Raw genomic sequence first — 18,672 nt, forward strand, 5'->3', positions numbered from 1 at the left:
GTGCGATCGGATGCGGAGCGTGAACACCTCCCCCGGCCCTTCCCGCCGTTCGATGCTGGCCTCCGGACTCGCGGTCCCCGCCGTCGCGGCCCTGCCCGCGGTCACCGGAGCGGGCAGCGCGGCCGCCGCACCCGTCACGTCCGGCGCGACCCCGCGCGGGTCCGCGGGGCGCTTCGACCCCGACTCCCCCCGCTTCTGCCTCGCCGTCCTGCCCGACACGCAGTACCTCTTCGACGCCGACAGCACCGAGCCCACCCCGCTGCGGGCCACCCTGGAGTGGCTGCGGCAGAACCGGGCCGAGGAGAACATCGCCTTCGTCGCGCAGCTGGGCGACGTGACCGAGCACGGCACCGAGGCCGAGCTCGCCGCGGCCGCGGTGGTCTGGGACGGGATGTCCGGCAGCGACCTGCCGTTCTCGGTGCTGGCGGGCAACCACGACGTCTCGGGTGACGACCAGCGCGGTCCCACCCCGTACCTGGACCACTTCGGCCCGTGGCGCTTCCGCGGGATGCCGACGTTCCGCGGCGCCTCCCCCGACGGGTACCACAGCTACCACGTCTTCACCGCGGGCGGGCGGGAGTGGCTGCTGCTGGCGATGGACTGGCGCGCCTCCGAGAAGGGTCTCGCCTGGGCCGCCGGCGTCCTCGACGCGAACCCGACCCTGCCCACGATCCTCACCACCCACGAGTTCGTCGCCGCCGACGAGCACGGGGTCGCTGCCCTCTCCGAGTACGGGAACACCCTGTGGCAGAGCGTGGTCCGGGGCCGCGACCAGGTGTTCCTCACCCTGAACGGGCACTTCTGGCCGGTGGGGCGGACCGTCCTGGTCAACGACGCCGGGCACGAGGTGCAGGCGCACCTGACCAACTACCAGGACCAGTACTACGGCGGGGCCGCGATGATCCGCCTCTACCACGTCGACCTGGCCCGAGGGATCGTCGACGTCGAGACGTTCTCACCGTGGCTGGAGTCGATCCCGCAGGACGAGCGGAACCTGCTCGCGGCGGAGAACCTCGAGAAGTCCACCGACCTCGACCGGTTCAGCTTCCCCCTGGTCGCCGAGGAACGGTTCGCGGGTTTCGCCCCACCGGCCCTGCCGGCGCAACGCCCCGACCACGACGTCATCACGAAGGACACCGCCGCCTACTGGCGCTTCGACGAGGTCCGCGGGGTCGAGGGTTCCGTCGTGGGTCCGGGGACGAGGGTGCACGACCGCACGGGCAACGGCAACGACGTCACCGCGCGCCTGGTCGGGGCGGCCGGGGCCGGGGCCCTGACCTGGTCCGGTGACCACCACGACGACGCACCCGCACACGCCAGCCTGCGCTTCGACGGGCACCAGGGTCCCGACGGCGGGGCGGTCCTCGAGACCGGTTCCGACGCCCCGGTGAACTCCGAGCAGTTCCTCGACGGTTTCACCATCGAGGTGTTCCTCAAACTCCCCGACCCGTTCGTGGGCGACCACGCCTGGATGGGGGTCCTGAGCTGGGAGGGCAACAACGGCGACGCGGGCAAGACCAGCGGGTACACCACCGAGGAACCCAGCTGCAGCCTCAACGTGACGTCGGAGTGGTTCCTGCAGTTCGTCCTCTACCCCTCCCTCGACGACGTGAACCCGACGTCGTGGACGCACGCCCTGACCCCCGGCCGCTGGACCCACGTCGCGATCGTCAACGACGGGGAGCACACCGTCGTCTTCGTCGACGGCTCCAAGGTCGTGCGCAACCCGGCGCAGCGGGCCCGGGGCATCGCGACCCTCGGCAAGCCCTTCGCCATCGGTGCGACGCAGTCGAACGAGGAGTTCGGGCAGGGGTTCTACGGCTGGATCGGCGACGTGCGGATCTCCTCGCGCGGTCTCGACGTGACGGAGTTCCTCACCGCGCGGTAGCCTCGCGCCAAACGTCCGGCCTCGAGGCCGGTCCGCCCCACCCGGAAGGACACGCCGTGCTCACGGCGTTCTTCGCGACGGCTGCGGCGGGCCGGATCGGCCTCGCCGCGACCAACGTCGCTCTCCTGTGGTTCGTGCTCCACCGGACGGGGTCGTTCGGGGCCGCCGGTGCCCTCGGCGCGGGCCTCGCGATCTCCGAGGCCCTGGTCGGGCCGCAGACCGCCCGCGCCGTCGACCGGTTCGGGCAACCCCGGGTGCTGCCGCTGCTCGCCGTCGCGCACGCGGGCGCGGTGCTCGTGCTGCTGGGGGCGACCGGGCCGGGTTCCTCCCGGTCCGCCCTGGTCGTCCTGGGCGGCCTGCTCGGCGCCACCCTCCCCCAGCTCGGCGCGTTCTCGGCCGCCCGCTGGTCGCACCGCTTCCCGCCCGGTCCGGAGTTGTCGCGGGCCTTCGGGTGGGAGGCCACCGCGAACTCCGCCGCCTACCTGCTCGGACCGGCCCTGGGCGTGGCGCTGGGCAGTTCCGGGCACTCAACGTCCGCCGTCCTCCTCGCCGCCACCCTGGTCGTCGGGGCCACCCTGCTGCTGGGGTTCCAGCGACGTTCCGCGCCCCCGGGGCGGCGCTGCGGCCCGCGCGGTCGGGTGGGGCTGCCCCGCGGGGTCGGGTTGCCGATCGCGGTGAACGTCGCGATCGGGGTGCACTTCGGAGCCGTGCCCGTGGCGGTGGCCGCCGCGGCCCGCGGGACGGGGTCGGCGACCTCGTTGGTCGTCGCGTCCAGCGCCGGAGGTCTGCTCGCCGGACTGGCTCTCTCGGCGCTGCCCTGGCGCGCACCGGCCCGGCGCCGGCTGCGGGTGAGCGCCACGGCGTTCGGCCTGTCGGCGCTCCTGCTGATCGGCCCCTGGCCGGTCCCGGCCCTCGCCGTGGTGCTCTTCGTCGTCGGGACGGCCGTGCCGCCGGTCCTGGTGGCGACGTCCGTGCTGGCCCGTGAGCGCGCCCCGGCCGGCGCGCTGACGAGCACGTTCTCCTGGCTGGCCTCCTGCAGCGCCGCGGGGAGCGCGGTCGCCGTCGCGGGCGCGGGCGGACTCGTCGACGCGGTCGGGCCGTTGGGCGCCTTCGCGCTGGCGGGAGCGGGTGCCGTGGGGGTGAGCGTGCTTGAGAGGATCGTCCGGTGAGACCGCTGCGCCCGACCCGCCTCCTCAGCCTGGAGTCGGGGTTGTGGGCGCTGGACGAGACCCAGCCCGTGGCCGCGGTCCTGGACCTGCGCACCGGGAAGGTCGAGCGGATCGTCAGCTGGCCGGAGGTGCCGGCCGAACCCGTCCCGACCCCGTGGCCGCCACCGCGGCTGCTGCCGGACGGCCCCTCGTTCTGGACCCACCCGCACGGGGACGCCCCGCTGGTGCGGATCGGCCCGGACGGGGTGGAACTCGCGGTCTGGACCCACGGGCTGCGGTTGTCGGCGGTGGGCCCGGACGGGGTCTGGTGCGTCCCCTCGCCCCCGCCCCAGGATATCGTCCGCACTGCCGACGGCCGGCCCAGCTGGGGGCTGCAGCCCGCGCAGCTGCTGCACGTCGGCCGTGGCGGTCGACCCCGGCGCACGAACGTCGACGCCCCCGTGCGGGCGGCGCAGGCGGAGGAGTCGGGGTTCTTCATCGCCCTGGACGACGAGCCCTGGCACCTGGAACCCCTGGGGGCCGACCTCCACGAGGTCGTCTGGAACACCCGCTGGTTCCGGATCCCCTGGGGTGCGGAGATCGGCGACGAACTGCGCGACGTCGCGGAACCCGTCGAGCACGGGCCGGAGGTCCGCACCGAGGACGGTCGCGGTACCCACTCCTGGCTGGACCCGTGGAGCGCCGGGGCCGACCGGCACGGCGTCCGGCTCGAAGGGGCCCGCTGGGGTTTCGGCTGGCGGGCGGACGGGATGGCGGCCGCGGCGGGCCACCTGGTCGCCCTGGTGCACAACGCCGAGGGGAACCCGTTGCGCCGGATCGACCTCGGCCGGGGGACGACGACGTCGGCCGCCCTCGTGGGAACCGGTCCGGCCGAACGCCTGACCGTCGCCGTGCGCCGCGACGTCCCGGGGGTGTTGCGGGCCCCGGTCGACGTCCTCACCGTGCAGCGCGGCGGAGACGTCTCCCTCCTGCTGGGTGCGGATTCCGTCGACGTCGCCGACCACGTCCGCCCGTTGGCCCCGCGGCCGCTGGAGTCGGGTTCCTACGTCCGCCAGGTGCTGGCGAGCAACGGGAGGCTGCAGGAGCACTGGCGCACCGACGAGGGGTTCTTCCCGCTCGTCGAGGGCATGACCGCGGTTCGCGCCCGCCTCGTGGGCGACTGGCCGGACACGGTGCTGGAGTGGACGTTCGAGCACCCGGACCGACCGGGGGCGCGGCTGCGGCGACGGATTCCGTTGTTCGACGAGTCGGGTCGCATCACTCCCCCGGACACCGCGGCCGTCGTGCTGATGGAGGACTTCCAGACCGGTCAGGTGCCCGGGACCGAGCACGCCGTCGGCGGGTTCATCGACTTCTGACTCATCGACTTCTGAGCGCCTCGTCGCTCGCGCGCGACGCGATGGACTGCAGCGCGGCGACGTGGTCGCGCAGGGCTGCCGAACCCGTGTCGGTGAGGGCGAGGACGGTCCTGGTGTAGCGACCGGAGGCGACCTTGCGGATGTCGACGTAGCCGGGGGCGGCCAGCGCGGTGAGCTGCTTGGACAACGTGGGAGCGCTCATCCCGCAGTAGTCGGCGACGGCCTTGAACTCCGCCTCGGCGCACCCCGACAGGTAGGCGCAGATCCGCAGCCGGGCCGCGGAGACGAGGACCTCGTCGAGGTCGGGCACGACTCAGGCCTCCGGCCTGCGGCGCAGCGCCCAGAACCAGGTGGCTCCGGAGGCGAGACCGAGGAGGACGAAGACGGCGCTCATCGTGGAGTCCGCCGTGAACCCGACGACGGCGAGTCCGGCGAGGACGAGCAGGAACGTCGTGTGCTCGGTTCGGACCCGGCCGCGGTAGCCGACCAGCCCCCGACGTCGACGCCACCGTTCCGGCAGCAGGAACGCCGCGGTGAGCAGGGCGACGGCTCCCACGAGTGCGAGCAGGTGCGCGGGTCCGTGCCCCTGCCCGAGCAGCACCACGCCCAGCCCGGCGGAGATCCCGGCGCTGACGGCGAGGGAGGTGGGGAGAGGGCTTCACCCCTTCAGCAGGACGAGCACGCTGCGGCCCTGCCACGTCCCCGCCGTGGTCGGCCAGCTCGTGATCCCCTGCGCGGGGTCGGCGCCCGCGTCGGTCCAGCGCAGGACGAACGGGGTCGGTCTCGCCGGCCCCGGGTCGCGGTGGTGGGCGTAGTTGAACTCCAGCAGCGGCTTCAGCACCGGGCCCGCCTCGGCGATGCGCGCGTCGATGACGCCCTGCAGGTACGCCGGGTCGGAGAACTGGTCGATGATCTCGCAGTCGCAGCTGTAGGCCAGCGTCCCGATCTCCCCGGGGGCGGCGACGCGTTCGTCCCCGACGATCCGGGCGAGGTCGGTCCCGGCGGTCCGGTACTCGGCCGGCGTCGCGAAGTTCGCGAACACCGGCGGGTAGCGCCACGGCAGCGGCAGTGCCGCGGACGGCACGCAGACGAAGAGACCCACCAGGGCCAGCACCGACACCGCGCTCATCGGGACCCACGTCACCCGGGACCGCGACCGCTCACCGCTGAGGACGCCGGCCCCGAGCATCGCCGCGAAGGACAGCGACGCCATCGGCGCGACGTAGTACCACTGGTAGGGCGGGACGCCGAGGACGCTGTAGACCGCGAAGTACCCCACCCCGCCGAGCGCCAGACCGAGCACGGCTCCCGTTCCCGGCCGGGCGCGGCGGCGCAGCAGGGCGAGCACGAGCAGGAGGAGGACGACCACCCCGACCAGGGCCGCGGCCACGCTCACCGCGACGGCGCCCGGCGTGTTGAGCGCGTAGTGGGTCCACAGCCCACGCAGGTAGGTTCGCCCCTCGCCGAAGTTCCGCTGGTTGGTCTTGATGACGAACGTGTCGGGGATGGCCGACCCCAGCCACCACCAGCTGGCCGCGAACCACGGCAGGCAGACCAGCACGCAGACCCCGACGGCGACCGGCAACCGCCGGCGGACACCGCGGCAGGCCAACGCGATCACCACCACGAAGACGACCATGTCGAGACGGGCCAGCAGGCTGAACGCCGCCACCACCCCGTAGGGGAGCGCCCGGCCGGCGAGACCGGCCGAGAGCAGGGCGGTCATGGCGGTGAAGATGAGGACGACCTCCAGCCCCTGGGCGGAGACCAGGAACGGGTTGGCCAGCACCACGACGAGCGCGGCCGCGGGCCAGGCCAGGGACAGGCCCAGCCGCCCCGCCGCCCGGGCCGACCACCATCCCGCCAGCGCACCGAGCAGGGTCGTCAGCACGCCCAGCGCGAGCTCGCCGTCGGGACCGGCGAACGGCTGGACCAGCCGCAGGCAGCCGGCGAGCAGCGCGACGTTCAACGGTGACGTCGCCGCGTTCGACGTCAGACCGGGGGTCATCCCCCAGTGCGCGTGCTCGGCGACGTTGCGGGCGTAGGCGAGGGTGATGTAGGTGTCGTCGATGAGCCCGCGGGAGGTCACCCAGCTCAGGAGGGCGCCGAGGAACGCCCCGAAGAGGGCGAGCCGCAGAGCCGGGTGGGAAGAACGCATGGGCGCCATCCCACCACACCCGGGGCACGACGACGGGCGGCCACCTCGAGAGGTGACCGCCCGCGGATCGCGAGGAACTCAGGCGTTGGTGAGCGACCGGAGCACGTACTGCAGGATGCCGCCGTTGCGGTAGTAGTCCGCTTCACCCGGGGTGTCGATGCGCACCACGGCGTCGAACTCGACCGTCCCACCGTCGGTCTTCGTCGCGGTCACCTTCACCGTCTTGGGCGTGCGGCCCTCGTTGAGTTCGGTGATGCCGGCGATGTCGAAGCTCTCGGTGCCGTCCAGCCCGAGCGAGGCCGCGGTCTGGCCCTGCGGGAACTGCAACGGGATGACGCCCATGCCGATGAGGTTGGAGCGGTGGATGCGCTCGAAGCTCTCGGTGATGACGGCCTTCACGCCCAGCAGCGCGGTGCCCTTCGCCGCCCAGTCGCGCGAGGACCCGGAGCCGTACTCCTTGCCGCCGAGGACGACGAGCGGGATGCCCTGCGCCGCGTAGTTCTGCGCGGCGTCGTAGATCGCGGCCTGCGCCCCACCCTGGGTGAAGTCGCGGGTGAACCCACCGGAGACGTTGTCCAGCAACAGGTTCTTCAACCGGATGTTGGCGAACGTCCCCCGGATCATCACCTCGTGGTTGCCACGTCGGGACCCGTAGGAGTTGAAGTCCTGGCGCTGCACACCGTGGTCGGAGAGGTACGCACCGGCCGGGCTGTCCGGCTTGATGGAACCCGCCGGGGAGATGTGGTCGGTGGTGACCGAGTCGCCGAGCAGGGCCAGCACCTTGGCGCCGGCGATGTCGGTGACCGGCGACGGCTGGGCCTGCATGCCCTCGAAGTACGGGGGCTTGCGGACGTAGGTGGACTCCGCGTCCCAGTCGAAGGTGTTGCCCTCGGGCGTGGGCAGACCCTGCCAGCGCTCGTCGCCGGCGAACACGTCGGCGTAGTCCTTGACGAACATGTCCTTGCTGATGGCCTCGCCGATGACCCGCTCGACCTCGGCCGCGTCGGGCCAGATGTCCTTGAGGAACACCTCGGTGCCGGACTCGTCGGTGCCGATCGGGTCGTGGTCGATGTCCCAGTCCATCGTCCCGGCGAGCGCGTAGGCGATCACCAGCGGCGGGGAGGCCAGGTAGTTCATCTTGATGTCGGGGTTGATCCGGCCCTCGAAGTTGCGGTTGCCCGAGAGCACCGCGGTGACGGCGAGGTCGTTCTCCTGGACGGCGGCCGAGACGGCCTCCGGCAGCGGACCGGAGTTCCCGATGCAGGTGACGCAGCCGTAGCCGACGAGGTGGAACCCGAGCTTCTCGAGGTAGGGGGTGAGCCCGGACTTGTCGTAGTAGTCGGTGACGACCTTGGAACCCGGCGCGAGCGAGGTCTTGACCCAGGGCTTGACGCTCAGTCCGCGCTCGACGGCGTTCTTGGCCAGCAGCGCCGCCGCGATCATGACCGAGGGGTTGGAGGTGTTGGTACAGCTGGTGATCGAGGCGATCGCGACCGCACCGTGGTCGATCTCGGTCTCGGTGCCGTCGTCCATCGTGATGGCGACCCGCTTCGAGGGCCGGCCGGTGGCGTGGCCGGGTTCCGCCGGCTCGTCGCGCTCGTCGCTGGCGGAGGCCGAGGGCGCGTCGGAGGCCGGGAAGCTCTCCGCGCTGGCCTCGTCCTGGGAGGAGCCCACCACCGCGTCGACGGTGTCGCTCCGGGCGCTGGAGGCGCTGTTCACGCCGGGGACCTCGTCGTCGACGTAGTCGCCGAGCGCCGCGCGGAAGGCCTCCTTCGCCTCGGCCAGCACGATGCGGTCCTGCGGGCGCTTCGGTCCGGCGATGCTCGGGACGACGGTGGAGAGGTCGAGTTCGAGGTACTCCGAGAACACGGGTTCGGTGCTCGGGTCGTGCCAGAGGCCCTGCTCCTTGGCGTAGGCCTCGACCAGGGCGACCTGGCCGTCGCTGCGGCCGGTGAGGCGCAGGTAGTCCAGGGTCACGTCGTCGATCGGGAAGATCGCTGCGGTGGAACCGAACTCGGGGCTCATGTTGCCGATGGTCGCGCGGTTCGCGAGCGGGACCGAGGCCACGCCCTGGCCGTAGAACTCGACGAACTTCCCGACGACGCCGTGCTTGCGCAGCATCTCGGTGATGGTCAGCACGACGTCCGTCGCGGTCGCGCCCGCCGGGATGGAACCCGACAGCTTGAAACCCACGACGCGCGGGATGAGCATCGAGACGGGCTGGCCGAGCATGGCCGCCTCGGCCTCGATGCCGCCGACGCCCCAGCCCAGCACCCCGAGGCCGTTGACCATCGTGGTGTGGGAGTCGGTGCCGACGAGGGTGTCGGGGTAGGCCTGCAGCTCACCGTCGACCTGGCGCGGGAACACCACGCGGGCCAGGTGCTCGATGTTGACCTGGTGCACGATGCCGGTGCCCGGCGGGACGACCTTGAAGTCGTCGAAGGCGGTCTGGCCCCAGCGCAGGAACTGGTAGCGCTCGCGGTTGCGGCCGTACTCGATCTCGACGTTGCGCTCGAAGGCGTCGGGGCGACCGAACACGTCGGCGATGACGGAGTGGTCGATGACGAGTTCGGCCGGGGCCAGCGGGTTCACCTTGGTCGGGTCGCCACCGAGGGCGGCGACGGCCTCGCGCATGGTGGCGAGGTCGACGATGCAGGGAACACCGGTGAAGTCCTGCATGATCACGCGCGCCGGCGTGAACTGGATCTCGGTGTCGGGTTGCGCGGACGGGTCCCAGCCGGCGAGCGCCCGGATGTGGTCGGCGGTGATGTTCGCGCCGTCCTCGGTGCGCAGGAGGTTCTCCAGCAGGACCTTGAGGCTGAACGGCAGCTTCGCCGAACCCTCCACCGCGTCCAGACGGAAGATCGTGTAATCCGTTCCAGCGGCTGTTAGGGTAGCCTTGGCTTCGAAGCTGTTGTGGCTGCTCACCGGGAGCTCCTCACTCGTCTTCCGTCGTCATCGTCATCGATCCGTGCGTGGTGTCGATGCTCCCACCGGCGGGGGCGGGACCGCGCGCGGGGTCCGTCGCGACGGAACTCCCGGGGCATTCATCTCGACCACTTATCTCGACGTCAAGATACCACGCAGGCCGTGGTCGACGGCGAAGACCAGCGCGAACACGCCGAGGAGCATGCAGTACCCGGCGGTCGCGGCGAGCACCCCGGCGTGCGGCCCCTCCCCGAGGTGCCCGTCGCTCAGCAGCCGGGCGGTGACCCGGCGCGAACGCGTCCGCGCCGCCAGGTAGGTCCACGCGCCCGCACCGCAGCCCACGACCCCCAGGACGAGCGCGAACACCCCCAGCTGGGGGGCTAGCAGCCGGGCACCGGCGAGCGAGCCCACGAGGAGCGTCAGGGCGCTGCGTCGCCAGGCGAGCGCCGTCCGCTCGGGCTGCAGACCCTCGTCGAAGATCACCGCAGGACCAGGCCGGCGAGGACGAGCAGCCCGGCGAGCACCGCGCCGATCGTCAGGGGCGAGGCGAGGGTCGGGGAGGCCAAGGGCGCGCGGAGCCGCATCGCCCGCTCGTCCCGGGCCCACCCGCGCCAGGCCTGCAGCGGGGTGAGCAGCCCGAGGACGATGAGGAGCACCGACGCCGCGAACCGGAACCCGGGCTGCAACGCGAGGTTCAGCCCCTCCAGGGCGACCCCCGCCGCCAGCAGGGCCAGGGAGGTGCGGATCCAGGCCAGGAAGGTCCGCTCGTTGGCCAGCGAGAACCGCGGATCGGGTTCGTCACCGACGCCGTAGACGCTGCGCGGGAACCTCTCGTCACTCACGGTCCCGATCATCCCCCAGACGTGTCGGACGGCGACGGATCACCCGGACGGGGGCACCCGGACGCACTACTGACGGCTTGAGAAGGATCACGCTCGGTCAGCACAGTAGGGGGACGACCCCCCGACGGACTCAGGAGCAGCCCGTGCACCCCACCCTCCCCCGCACCGTCCCCGCGCCGGCCACCCGCACCACCCGCCCCGCCGCGGCCCACCGCGCCCTTCCCGCCCGGCGCGCCCCCCGCGCCGTGGAACTGGGCGACGCCGAGTCCGGCGCCGTCCTGACCGCGCTGCTCGCCGGTCTGCGCGCCGTGCCGGACAAGCCCGTCGTCGACGTCCGCACCCGGGTGCTCGACGCGCTCCGCGCGGTGTGGCAGCGCATCGACGTCGACGGCCTGGCCCTGGTCGCCAAGGCCGGTGCCGGCGCCTCGCTCCTCTTCACCGTCGTCCTGCTGGCGTGGCTGGCCTCCGCCGGCCGCCTCGGCTGACCCCGCCCCGATCGCCCAGGAGAACACCGTGCCGCTGCTCGCCCGCCGTCCCGCCCGCTACGTCCCGCGCCACTCCACCCGCGACACCGCGGGGCGGTGGACGGGGGACCGGGTCCTCGACCTCACCGACACCGGCGAGACGCCGGCGCAGGACGTGCTCGCGTCCGTGCTCGCCGGTCTCGACGAGCTCGACCGCGCGGGTCGCGCCTGACGTCAGCCGCGCGGCACGAACCGCGCGACGCACTCCACGTGGTGCGTCTGCGGGAAGAGGTCGAAGGCGCGGAGCCCGTCGAGGACGTAGCCGTGCTCGGCCAGGAACGCGGTGTCCCGGGCGAGCGCGGCGGGATCGCAGGCGACGTAGGCGATCGCACGCGCACCCAGCGCCGCGATCCCCTGCACCGCCTCGCGACCCGCGCCCGAGCGCGGCGGGTCGAGCACGACGACGTCGACCCGACGGGACGTGATCTCCACGTCGGTCAGCGACTCCTCGACGGAACCGGCCCACAGCTCGACGTGCTGCTGCCCGTGCAGCGAGCGGCGGGCGTCGCGCACGGCGCGTTCCTCACCCTCCACGGCGAGCACGCTCCCCTCCTCACCGACGGCGTCGGCGAGGAGGGCCGTGAACAGGCCCGCCCCGGAGTACAGGTCCAGCGCGCTCTCCCCCGGCTGCGGTTCGAGCGCGGCGAGCACGGCCTCGCCCAGCACGGCCGGGGCCGCGGGGTGGACCTGCCAGAACCCGGCCCCGCCGACGCGGAACGCGTGCTCCTGACCCCGCACGGTGATCCGCTCGCCGACCCAGGTGCGCCCGGACACCCGGTGCAGCCCCTCGGGGGTCCGCACCGCCACGGAGGCGTCGGGCAGCTTCGGCAGGTTGGCGTGCCGTGAGGGCGTCGGGGTGATCACCACGAGCGGTGCCGCCCCGTCGGAACCCGCGGCGACCTCGACGGTCTCCACGTTGCCGAAGCGCTGGTCGAGGACCCCGCTGTCGATCACGGCCCGGGTGCTGATCGGGCAGTCCTGCACGGGCACGACGTGGTGCGAGCGGTGTCCGCGCAGGCCGGTGCGCCCCTCGGCGTCGACGGCGAACTGGGTGCGGGTGCGCCAGCGCAGACCCTCGGGCCCCGCCAGCGGCGCCTCCTCGACGACGACCTCGAGGTCGAGGCCGGCGAGGCGGTGCAACTGCTCGGCGACGACCTGGGCCTTCAGCTCCCGCTGCTTGGCCGGCGTCGCGTGCTGGAAGTCGCAGCCCCCGCACATCCCCGGCCGGGCCACCGGGCAGGCCGGTTCGACCCGCGCGGGGTCGGCCCGCAGCACCCGGACGGCGTCGGCGCGCCAGAACTTCGCGCTCGCCACCCCCTCGGTGATCCGGGCCACGACCCGTTCCCCGGGCAGGGCGTGGCGGACGAAGACGACCCGCCCCTCGTGCCGGGCGACGCAGTGCCCGCCGTGGGCGACCGGGCCGACCTCGAGCTCGACCTCGGTCCCGGCGGCGTCCGGGCCCGCCTCGGGGCGGGGCGCCCGCGCTCGGGTCCGACGGGCTCGGGTGGGACTGCTCATTCGATCTCCTCGCTGGGGGCGGGACCGAAGGTTCCCCGCCGCACGACCCCGGGGGCGGCACGTTCGACGCGGTCCTCCAAGCCCTCGGAACTGCTGAGCTGCCACGGGACGCTGGCGACCATCACCCCGGGCTGGTAGCGCAACCGGGCGCGCAGGCGCAACGCCGACTGGTTGTGCAGCAACGTCTCCCACCAGTGGCCCACGACGTACTCGGGCACGTAGACGACGACGAGGTCGCGCGGGTACCGCTGGCGCAGCGCCTTGACGTGGTCGACGACGGGCCGGGTGATCTCGCGGTACGGGGAGTCCAGCACGGTCAGCGGGATCGGGATCCCCATCTCCTCCCACCGCTTCTGCAGCGCCGCGCTCTCCTCCGGTTCGACGGCCACCGTCACGGCCTGCAGCTCCGTGGGTTTGGCGGCCCGGGCGAAGGCCAGCGCCCGCAGCGTCGGCTTGTGGATCTTCGACACGAGCACGACGCTGCGCACCCCCGTCGGCAGCGCCTTCGGCTTGGAGTCCGGGCCGATCTCGAGCTCCCGGCTCACCGAGGTGTAGTGGCGACGGATGAGCTTCATGTTCACGAACACGATCACCATGGCGAGGATCGCGATCCAGGCGCCCTGGGTGAACTTCGTCAGCAGCACGATGATCAGGACGAGACCGGTCAGCCCGAGGCCGATGCTGTTGATGACGCGCGAACGCTTCATCGAGGAACGCTTCGCCGGGTCGGTCTCCGACTTCAGGTGCCGGGTCCAGTGCCGGATCATGCCGGTCTGGCTCATCGTGAAGGAGACGAACACCCCGACGATGTAGAGCTGGATCAGCCGCGTGACCTCGGCGTCGAAGGCCACGACGAGCACGATCGCGGTGAGCGCGAGAGCGATGATCCCGTTGGAGAACGCGAGCCGGTCGCCGCGGGTGTGCAGCTGCTTGGGCAGGAAACCGTCGCGGGCCAGGATCGAGGCGAGGACCGGGAACCCGTTGAAGGCGGTGTTCGCGGCCAGCACCAGGATCACGCCGGTCGCGGCCGTCACCAGGTAGAACGCGACCGGGAAGTGGTCGAAGACCGTCGCCGCGAGCTGCCCGATCACCGGGTCCTGGACGTAGGAGCCCCCCACGGGGACGCCGTTGCGCAGCAGTTGGGTGGCGGGGTCCTCCGCGAAGCGGATCCCCGTCAGCCGGGCCAGCGCGATGATGCTGACGAGCATCGTGACGCTGGTCAGGCCGAGGAGCAGGAGCGTCGTCGCCGCGTTCTTGCTCTTGGGCTTCTCGAAGGCGGGGACACCGTTGCTGATGGCCTCCACCCCGGTGAGGGCGGCCGCCCCGGACGAGAACGCCCGCAGGACGAGGAACGCCCCCGCGACGCTGGTCAGGCCCCCGGAGATGTGGTGCTCGGCGGTCAGGTCCAGCTGGGCGCTCGGCGCGTCGGGCAGGTCCCCGAACAGCAGCCGGGCGAAGCCCCAGATCGCCATCCCGAGGATCGAGAACATGAAGATGTAGGTCGGGATCGCGAAGGCGGCGCCACTCTCACGCAGTCCGCGCAGGTTGGCCGTCATCAGCAGCAGCACCAGCACGACCGCGAAGAGCGCCTCGTGCCCGCGCAGAGCGGGGATCGCGGCGGCGGCGTACTGCGCGCCCGAGGAGATCGAGACCGCCACCGTGAGGACGTAGTCCACCAGGAGCGCGCTGCCGACCGTCAGGCCGGCGTTGGGGCCGAGGTTGACGGTCGCGACCTCGTAGTCGCCTCCCCCGGAGGGGTAGGCGTGGACGTTCTGGCGGTAGGAGGCGACGACCACCACCATGACCAGCACGACGGCCGCCGCGATCCACGGTGAGAACGCGTAGGCCGCGATCCCCGCGATCGAGAGGGTCAGGAAGATCTCGTCCGGTGCGTAGGCGACCGAGCTGAGGGCGTCGGAGGCGAACACGGGCAAGGCGATGCGTTTGGGGAGCAGGGTCTCGGACAGTCGTTCGCTGCGGAACGGCCGCCCCACCAGTACGCGCTTGATCGCGTCCGTCACAGAGGGCACGTCTGGAGATGCTAGGCGGTGACCGGGTGTGCGCCGTGCTCGGAGCGCGCCCCAGGCGGTAGCGTCTGACCCGTGCACTTCGTGATCATGGGCTGTGGCCGGGTGGGGTCGAGCTTGGCCCTCACCGTCGAGCAGCGGGGCCACAGCGTCGCGGTCATCGACCAGAACGCCGACGCCTTCCGCCGACTGGGCCCGACCTTCGCCGGGCGCAGGGTGACCGGCGTCGGCTTCGACCACGACACCCTGGTCGAGGCCGGCATCCACGAGGCCGGCGCCTTCGCCGCGGTGTCCTCGGGGGACAACTCCAACATCCTCGCCGCGCGTGTCGCCCGCGAGAAGTTCGACGTCGACAACGTCGTCGCCCGCATCTACGACCCGGGCCGCGCCGAGATCTACCAGCGTCTCGGCATCCCCACCATCGCCACCGTCCGCTGGACGGCGGACCAGGTCCTGCGCCGGCTCGTGCCCCAGGGGGCGCTGAGCGAGTTCCGCGACCCCTCGGGTCGCGTCGTGCTCATCGAGACGCCCGTGCACGAGGACTGGACCGGGAAGCCGCTCTCGGCCCTGGAGGCTGCGGCCGGGGTGCGCGTCGCCTACGTGACGCGGCTGGGCCAGGGGGTCGTCCCGACCCGCGGCATGGCCTACCAGGACGGCGACATCGTCCACGTGGTCGTCGCCGACGAACGACAGCCGCAGGCGACCGCCGTGCTCGCCGCGGCACCGGAGGAGGGTTCCTGATGCGCGTCGTCATCGCCGGCGCCGGGATCGTCGGCCGGTCCATCGCCCGAGAACTGCTCGGCAACGGTCACCGGGTGCTGCTCATCGACCGCAGCCCCACGGCCATGAAGATCACCAGCGTCCCCGACGCGCAGTGGCTGCTCGCCGACGCCTGCGAGATCGCCAGCCTCGACGAGGCCGAACTCGCCGACTGCGACGTCGTCGTCGCCGCGACCGGCGACGACAAGGCGAACCTCGTGGTGTCGCTGCTGGCCAAGACGGAGTACGGCGTCCCGCGCACGGTCGCCCGGGTGAACAACCCCAAGAACGAGTGGCTCTTCGACGAGGCGTGGGGCGTCGACGTCGCGGTGTCCACACCGCGCCTCATGACCGCCCTGGTCGAGGAGGCCGTGAGCGTCGGCGAACTCGTCCGGCTCTTCACCTTCCAGCAGGGCCGCTCCTCGATGTCGGAGTACACCCTCGAGGAGCACAGCCCTGTCCTCGGGCGCACCGTCGGCGAGGTCGTCTTCCCCGAGGACACCGTTCTCGTGGCGATCGTCCGCTCCGAGCGCCCGCTGCCGCCCACCCCGGACGACGTGCTCGAGGCCGGCGACCACCTGCTCTTCCTCTCCGTGCCCGACGCCGAGGCGGCGCTGCGGACCATGTTGGGAACCCCGTGAGCGACGAGTCCCCCACCGCGAAGATCGACGAGCTCGTCACCAGGAGCGCCGGCTGGCGCGGGGACGTGCTGGCGCAGGCCCGCGCCGCGATCCTCGACGTCGACCCCGGCATCGTCGAGGAGTGGAAGTACATGGGCGCCCCGGTGTGGTCGCTGGGTGGGACCCTCGTCGTCGGGAACGTCTTCACGGAGAAGGTGAAGCTGGGTTTCCTCTGGGGCGCCTCGCTCCCCGACCCCGACGGGTTGTTCAACGGTGAACTCGGCGGCAACCAGCGCCGCAGCGTGGAGTTCTCCGAGGGCGACGAGGTGCGCGTGGAACCCCTGAAGGCCTTGGTGCGCGCCGCGATCGAGCACAACGCGGCCAAGGCCGGGAAGAAGCGCTGAGCGGGGGCTCAGACCTCGGCGACGGGTTCCGGATCGGCCGAGGGAGCCAGCGGGGTGTTCCCCTTGAGCAGCATCAGTCCGGCGATCGCGATGCCCGCCACCAGCAGCGGCCAGCCCAGGGCCAGTTTGCTGATCGCCAGCGCCGTCGTGTTCCCGCTCAGGTAGAGCGGTAGCTGCACGGCGGCGCGGACGACGTAGCCGGCGAGCAGCAGCCCGGTCAGCTTCTGGCAGAGCGACACGATGCCCTTGTCACGTCGCCAGGCGGTCGGGTCCTCGGTGACGGCGCCGACGAGGAAACCCACGACGGGCCACCGCGCGAGCATCGAGAGCGCGAACAACACGGCCAGACCCAGGTTGAGCAGGATGCCGGGCAGGAACACGTCCTGGGCCCGTCCCGTGCGGGAGGCGATGAACGCTGCGACCGCGGTGGTGAGGATCCCTCCGAGCGCGTGCTGGAGGGTCTCCCGACGGGCGATGCGGGCCACGAGGGCGACCAGCAGGACCGCGAGGGAGGCACCGACGGAGACCTTGAGGTCGTGGGTCACGAGCCAGCTGACCAGGAAGGCCAGCGCGGGCGCGGCGGAGTCGAGCAGGCCTCGCCACCCACCCAGGGCCGTCGACAACCGGGTCCGGACGAGGTCCTCGACGGTGGTGGGCGGAGTGCTCGGGAGAGGTGGCGAGGGACTCACGCCTTCTCGGAGCAGAGCAGCTCGTAGACGGGGTTGAAGATCACCCGCTGGCCGTCGTCGCACGCGACGAGACCCCTCGCCTTCACCCGGCGCCCGGGCTCGACCCCGGCGATCCTGCGGCGGCCGAGCCAGACCAGCGACACCGAGCCGGAACCGTCGAACAGCTCCGCCTCCAGTGCCGGCACGCCACCGCGGGGCCGCAACGTCACCGACCGCAGGGTCCCGCACACGCAGGCCTTGGTGCGGTCGGGGATCTGCCCGCACGGAGTCCCACCCTGACGGACGGTCTCCTCCTGCGCCTCCTCGGCGGCCAGGTCGGACTCGGAAGCGGTGAAACGCGCGAGCGCACGCCGCCAGAGCGGCGCACTCAGCACTGAGGACTTCGGCACGGCACCCACGATAGGCCCCTTCACACGGTCTGAGGGAACAACACCACCCGATGTGGTGATGTTCCTCAGCGCACCTCGGTGATCTCGGGTCCGCGCTCGAACGGCTTGAGCTCTTCGCGCCCACCGTTCTGCCCGGGTGCACCCTCGACCTCGACGCCGGCCTCGCCGTCGGCCGCCGGCTGCTCCGGCTGGGGCGGCAGCGTGAGGGGGATGAGCTCGCGCGGGGCCATGGCCTCCCCGCCGCGGACGACGACGACGTCACGGACGACGGCCTCGAGCTCCGCGGCCGCCGCCGCGTCGTGACCGGCGTGCCCGGAGAAGACCGCGCGCAGGAACCACCGGGGACCGTCGATGCCGGCGAACCGGGTCGGCTGGTGGGCCGTGCGGCCGTCCTCGGTGCGCACGGGCAGGCGGCAGAGCAGTTCGCGGCCCAGCGGGCCGTCCTGCTCCTCCGAGGTGCCGCCCTGGGCCACGACGGCGGCGGCGATCTCCTCGCGGATCTCGTCCCAGACACCGGCGCTGCGGGGCGCGGCGAAGGTCTGCAGCTGGACCGTGGAGCCGTTCATCCCGATCGTCACGGCGATGACGCGCTGGGTGGCCTCCTCGACCTCGAAGCGCAGCTCCATGCCCTCGCGGCCGGCCAGGCGCAGACCGCCGAGGACGAGCCGGGCGTCGTCCTCGTCGACCTCGGACTCGTCGTAGGGACCGTCGGTCCGGTCGAAGGTCTCGCTCGCGACGGCCTTGGCGGGGGCGTCGGCGGCGGCGGCCGCCTCGGCCTCGGGGTCACCGACGACTCCGGCGGCCGCGGAGACGGTCTCGTCCTCGGAGAGGTCCGGACCGAGACCGGCGTCGGTCTTGCCCTTGCGGCGGTTGAACAGGCTCACGGTCGCTCCTCGCGGGACGGGCTGCTGGTCGGGGTGGTCTGAAGAGCGTCGCTGCCGCCGGTCGAGCCGTGGCCACCGGCGCCGCGCACGGATTCCGGCAACTGCGCGGCGGGGACGAAGCGCACCCGCTCGACCCGCTGGACGACGAGCTGGGCGATGCGGTCACCCGCGTGCAGCTCGACGGCCTCGCGCAGGTCGGTGTTGTGCAGCGTGACGCGGATCTCGCCGCGGTACCCGGCGTCGACGGTGCCCGGCGCGTTGAGCGTGGTGAGACCACGCTTGGCGGCGAGTCCGGAGCGGGGGACCACGAAGGCGGCGTAGCCCTCGGGGAGGGCGATGGAGACGCCGGTCGGGACGGTGACCCGCTCCCCCGGCCCGACGACGACGTCGACGCGCGTGGTGAGGTCCGCCCCGGCGTCGCCCGGGTGGGCGTAGGTCGGCAGGGCCTCGGGGACGGTGAGCACCGTCTCGACCGCGAGGGTCTGCTGGAGCTGATCGGTCACGGGGCTCGACAC

The 18,672-nt window shown here is 72.6% G+C and carries 20 protein-coding genes; 8 read left to right on the forward strand and 12 right to left on the reverse strand.

Features of this window, described 5'->3' with window-relative positions; all coding sequences use genetic code 11:
* Positions 1 to 10 precede the first annotated feature (10 nt).
* The 3 genes from OG218_RS03915 to OG218_RS03925 are packed head-to-tail and all read left to right on the forward strand — an operon-like array spanning position 11 to position 4,415.
* Positions 11 to 1,888 carry a LamG-like jellyroll fold domain-containing protein gene (locus tag OG218_RS03915; protein WP_442906361.1) on the forward strand — a complete coding sequence of 626 codons (1,878 nt, stop codon included), beginning with the start codon at positions 11 to 13 and terminating at the stop codon, positions 1,886 to 1,888.
* 56 nt (positions 1,889 to 1,944) lie between these two features.
* Positions 1,945 to 3,057: an MFS transporter gene (locus OG218_RS03920; protein WP_328291891.1), complete on the forward strand. Its 1,113-nt coding sequence runs from the start codon at positions 1,945 to 1,947 to the stop codon at positions 3,055 to 3,057.
* Positions 3,054 to 4,415: a hypothetical protein gene (locus OG218_RS03925; RefSeq protein WP_328291892.1), complete on the forward strand. Its 1,362-nt coding sequence runs from the start codon at positions 3,054 to 3,056 to the stop codon at positions 4,413 to 4,415. The genes OG218_RS03920 and OG218_RS03925 overlap by 4 nt, the downstream gene beginning before the upstream one ends.
* A gap of 1 nt (position 4,416) precedes the next feature.
* Here the strand turns inward: OG218_RS03925 and OG218_RS03930 are convergent, their stop codons facing one another.
* The 6 genes from OG218_RS03930 to OG218_RS03955 form a co-directional block, all read right to left on the reverse strand.
* On the reverse strand, positions 4,417 to 4,725 hold the full coding sequence (locus tag OG218_RS03930; protein ID WP_328291893.1) for a transcriptional regulator: 309 nt from the start codon (positions 4,723 to 4,725) through the stop codon (positions 4,417 to 4,419).
* A gap of 3 nt (positions 4,726 to 4,728) precedes the next feature.
* Positions 4,729 to 5,016, reverse strand: coding sequence for a hypothetical protein (locus tag OG218_RS03935; protein ID WP_328291894.1), 288 nt, complete (start codon positions 5,014 to 5,016; stop codon positions 4,729 to 4,731).
* A 57-nt stretch (positions 5,017 to 5,073) separates the two neighbouring features.
* Positions 5,074 to 6,573 carry a hypothetical protein gene (locus OG218_RS03940; protein ID WP_328291895.1) on the reverse strand — a complete coding sequence of 500 codons (1,500 nt, stop codon included), beginning with the start codon at positions 6,571 to 6,573 and terminating at the stop codon, positions 5,074 to 5,076.
* Positions 6,574 to 6,651: 78 nt separating this feature from the next.
* Complete coding sequence (locus OG218_RS03945; protein WP_328291896.1) at positions 6,652 to 9,501, reverse strand: aconitate hydratase; 2,850 nt, start codon at positions 9,499 to 9,501, stop codon at positions 6,652 to 6,654.
* Positions 9,502 to 9,633: 132 nt separating this feature from the next.
* Positions 9,634 to 9,984 carry a DUF202 domain-containing protein gene (locus OG218_RS03950; protein WP_328291897.1) on the reverse strand — a complete coding sequence of 117 codons (351 nt, stop codon included), beginning with the start codon at positions 9,982 to 9,984 and terminating at the stop codon, positions 9,634 to 9,636.
* Positions 9,981 to 10,355, reverse strand: a complete 375-nt coding sequence (locus OG218_RS03955) for a YidH family protein (RefSeq protein WP_380161686.1) — start codon at positions 10,353 to 10,355, stop codon at positions 9,981 to 9,983. Before OG218_RS03955 ends, OG218_RS03950 begins: the two co-directional genes overlap by 4 nt.
* 131 nt (positions 10,356 to 10,486) lie before the next feature.
* Between OG218_RS03955 and OG218_RS03960 the strand changes: the two genes are divergently transcribed.
* Together OG218_RS03960 and OG218_RS03965 are read left to right on the forward strand one after the other, a co-directional pair.
* A complete protein-coding gene (locus OG218_RS03960; RefSeq protein ID WP_328291899.1) occupies positions 10,487 to 10,828 on the forward strand; it encodes a hypothetical protein in 342 nt (113 codons plus the stop codon).
* A gap of 28 nt (positions 10,829 to 10,856) precedes the next feature.
* On the forward strand, positions 10,857 to 11,039 hold the full coding sequence (locus tag OG218_RS03965; protein ID WP_328291900.1) for a hypothetical protein: 183 nt from the start codon (positions 10,857 to 10,859) through the stop codon (positions 11,037 to 11,039).
* Between the two features lie 2 nt (positions 11,040 to 11,041).
* On the opposite strand, the gene OG218_RS03970 is transcribed toward OG218_RS03965, so the two are convergent.
* Positions 11,042 to 12,385 (reverse strand): class I SAM-dependent RNA methyltransferase, encoded by a 1,344-nt coding sequence (locus OG218_RS03970; RefSeq protein WP_328291901.1) that lies wholly within the window; start codon positions 12,383 to 12,385, stop codon positions 11,042 to 11,044.
* On the reverse strand, positions 12,382 to 14,415 hold the full coding sequence (locus tag OG218_RS03975) for an APC family permease (RefSeq protein WP_328291902.1): 2,034 nt from the start codon (positions 14,413 to 14,415) through the stop codon (positions 12,382 to 12,384). Before OG218_RS03975 ends, OG218_RS03970 begins: the two co-directional genes overlap by 4 nt.
* A gap of 72 nt (positions 14,416 to 14,487) precedes the next feature.
* Here OG218_RS03975 and OG218_RS03980 point away from each other — a divergent pair, with 72 nt between their 5' ends.
* The 3 genes from OG218_RS03980 to OG218_RS03990 are packed head-to-tail and all read left to right on the forward strand — an operon-like array spanning position 14,488 to position 16,195.
* Entirely contained in the window at positions 14,488 to 15,153 is a 666-nt protein-coding gene (locus OG218_RS03980; RefSeq protein ID WP_328291903.1) for a potassium channel family protein, read from the forward strand.
* Positions 15,153 to 15,812 carry a potassium channel family protein gene (locus OG218_RS03985; protein WP_328291904.1) on the forward strand — a complete coding sequence of 220 codons (660 nt, stop codon included), beginning with the start codon at positions 15,153 to 15,155 and terminating at the stop codon, positions 15,810 to 15,812. Before OG218_RS03980 ends, OG218_RS03985 begins: the two co-directional genes overlap by 1 nt.
* Positions 15,809 to 16,195, forward strand: a complete 387-nt coding sequence (locus tag OG218_RS03990) for a DUF1801 domain-containing protein (RefSeq protein WP_328291905.1) — start codon at positions 15,809 to 15,811, stop codon at positions 16,193 to 16,195. Before OG218_RS03985 ends, OG218_RS03990 begins: the two co-directional genes overlap by 4 nt.
* 8 nt (positions 16,196 to 16,203) lie before the next feature.
* On the opposite strand, the gene OG218_RS03995 is transcribed toward OG218_RS03990, so the two are convergent.
* The 4 genes from OG218_RS03995 to dut are packed head-to-tail and all read right to left on the reverse strand — an operon-like array spanning position 16,204 to position 18,621.
* Entirely contained in the window at positions 16,204 to 16,884 is a 681-nt protein-coding gene (locus OG218_RS03995; protein WP_328291906.1) for a DUF3159 domain-containing protein, read from the reverse strand.
* Complete coding sequence (locus OG218_RS04000; RefSeq protein WP_380161680.1) at positions 16,881 to 17,282, reverse strand: OB-fold nucleic acid binding domain-containing protein; 402 nt, start codon at positions 17,280 to 17,282, stop codon at positions 16,881 to 16,883. Before OG218_RS04000 ends, OG218_RS03995 begins: the two co-directional genes overlap by 4 nt.
* A 56-nt stretch (positions 17,283 to 17,338) precedes the next feature.
* Positions 17,339 to 18,157, reverse strand: coding sequence for a DUF3710 domain-containing protein (locus tag OG218_RS04005; protein ID WP_328291908.1), 819 nt, complete (start codon positions 18,155 to 18,157; stop codon positions 17,339 to 17,341).
* Positions 18,154 to 18,621: a dUTP diphosphatase gene (gene dut / locus OG218_RS04010; RefSeq protein ID WP_380162488.1), complete on the reverse strand. Its 468-nt coding sequence runs from the start codon at positions 18,619 to 18,621 to the stop codon at positions 18,154 to 18,156. The genes OG218_RS04005 and dut overlap by 4 nt, the downstream gene beginning before the upstream one ends.
* Between the last annotated feature and the right edge of the window lie 51 nt (positions 18,622 to 18,672).

It is taken from the genome of Kineococcus sp. NBC_00420 (genome assembly GCF_036021035.1).
Classification (GTDB): Bacteria; Actinomycetota; Actinomycetes; order Actinomycetales; family Kineococcaceae; genus Kineococcus.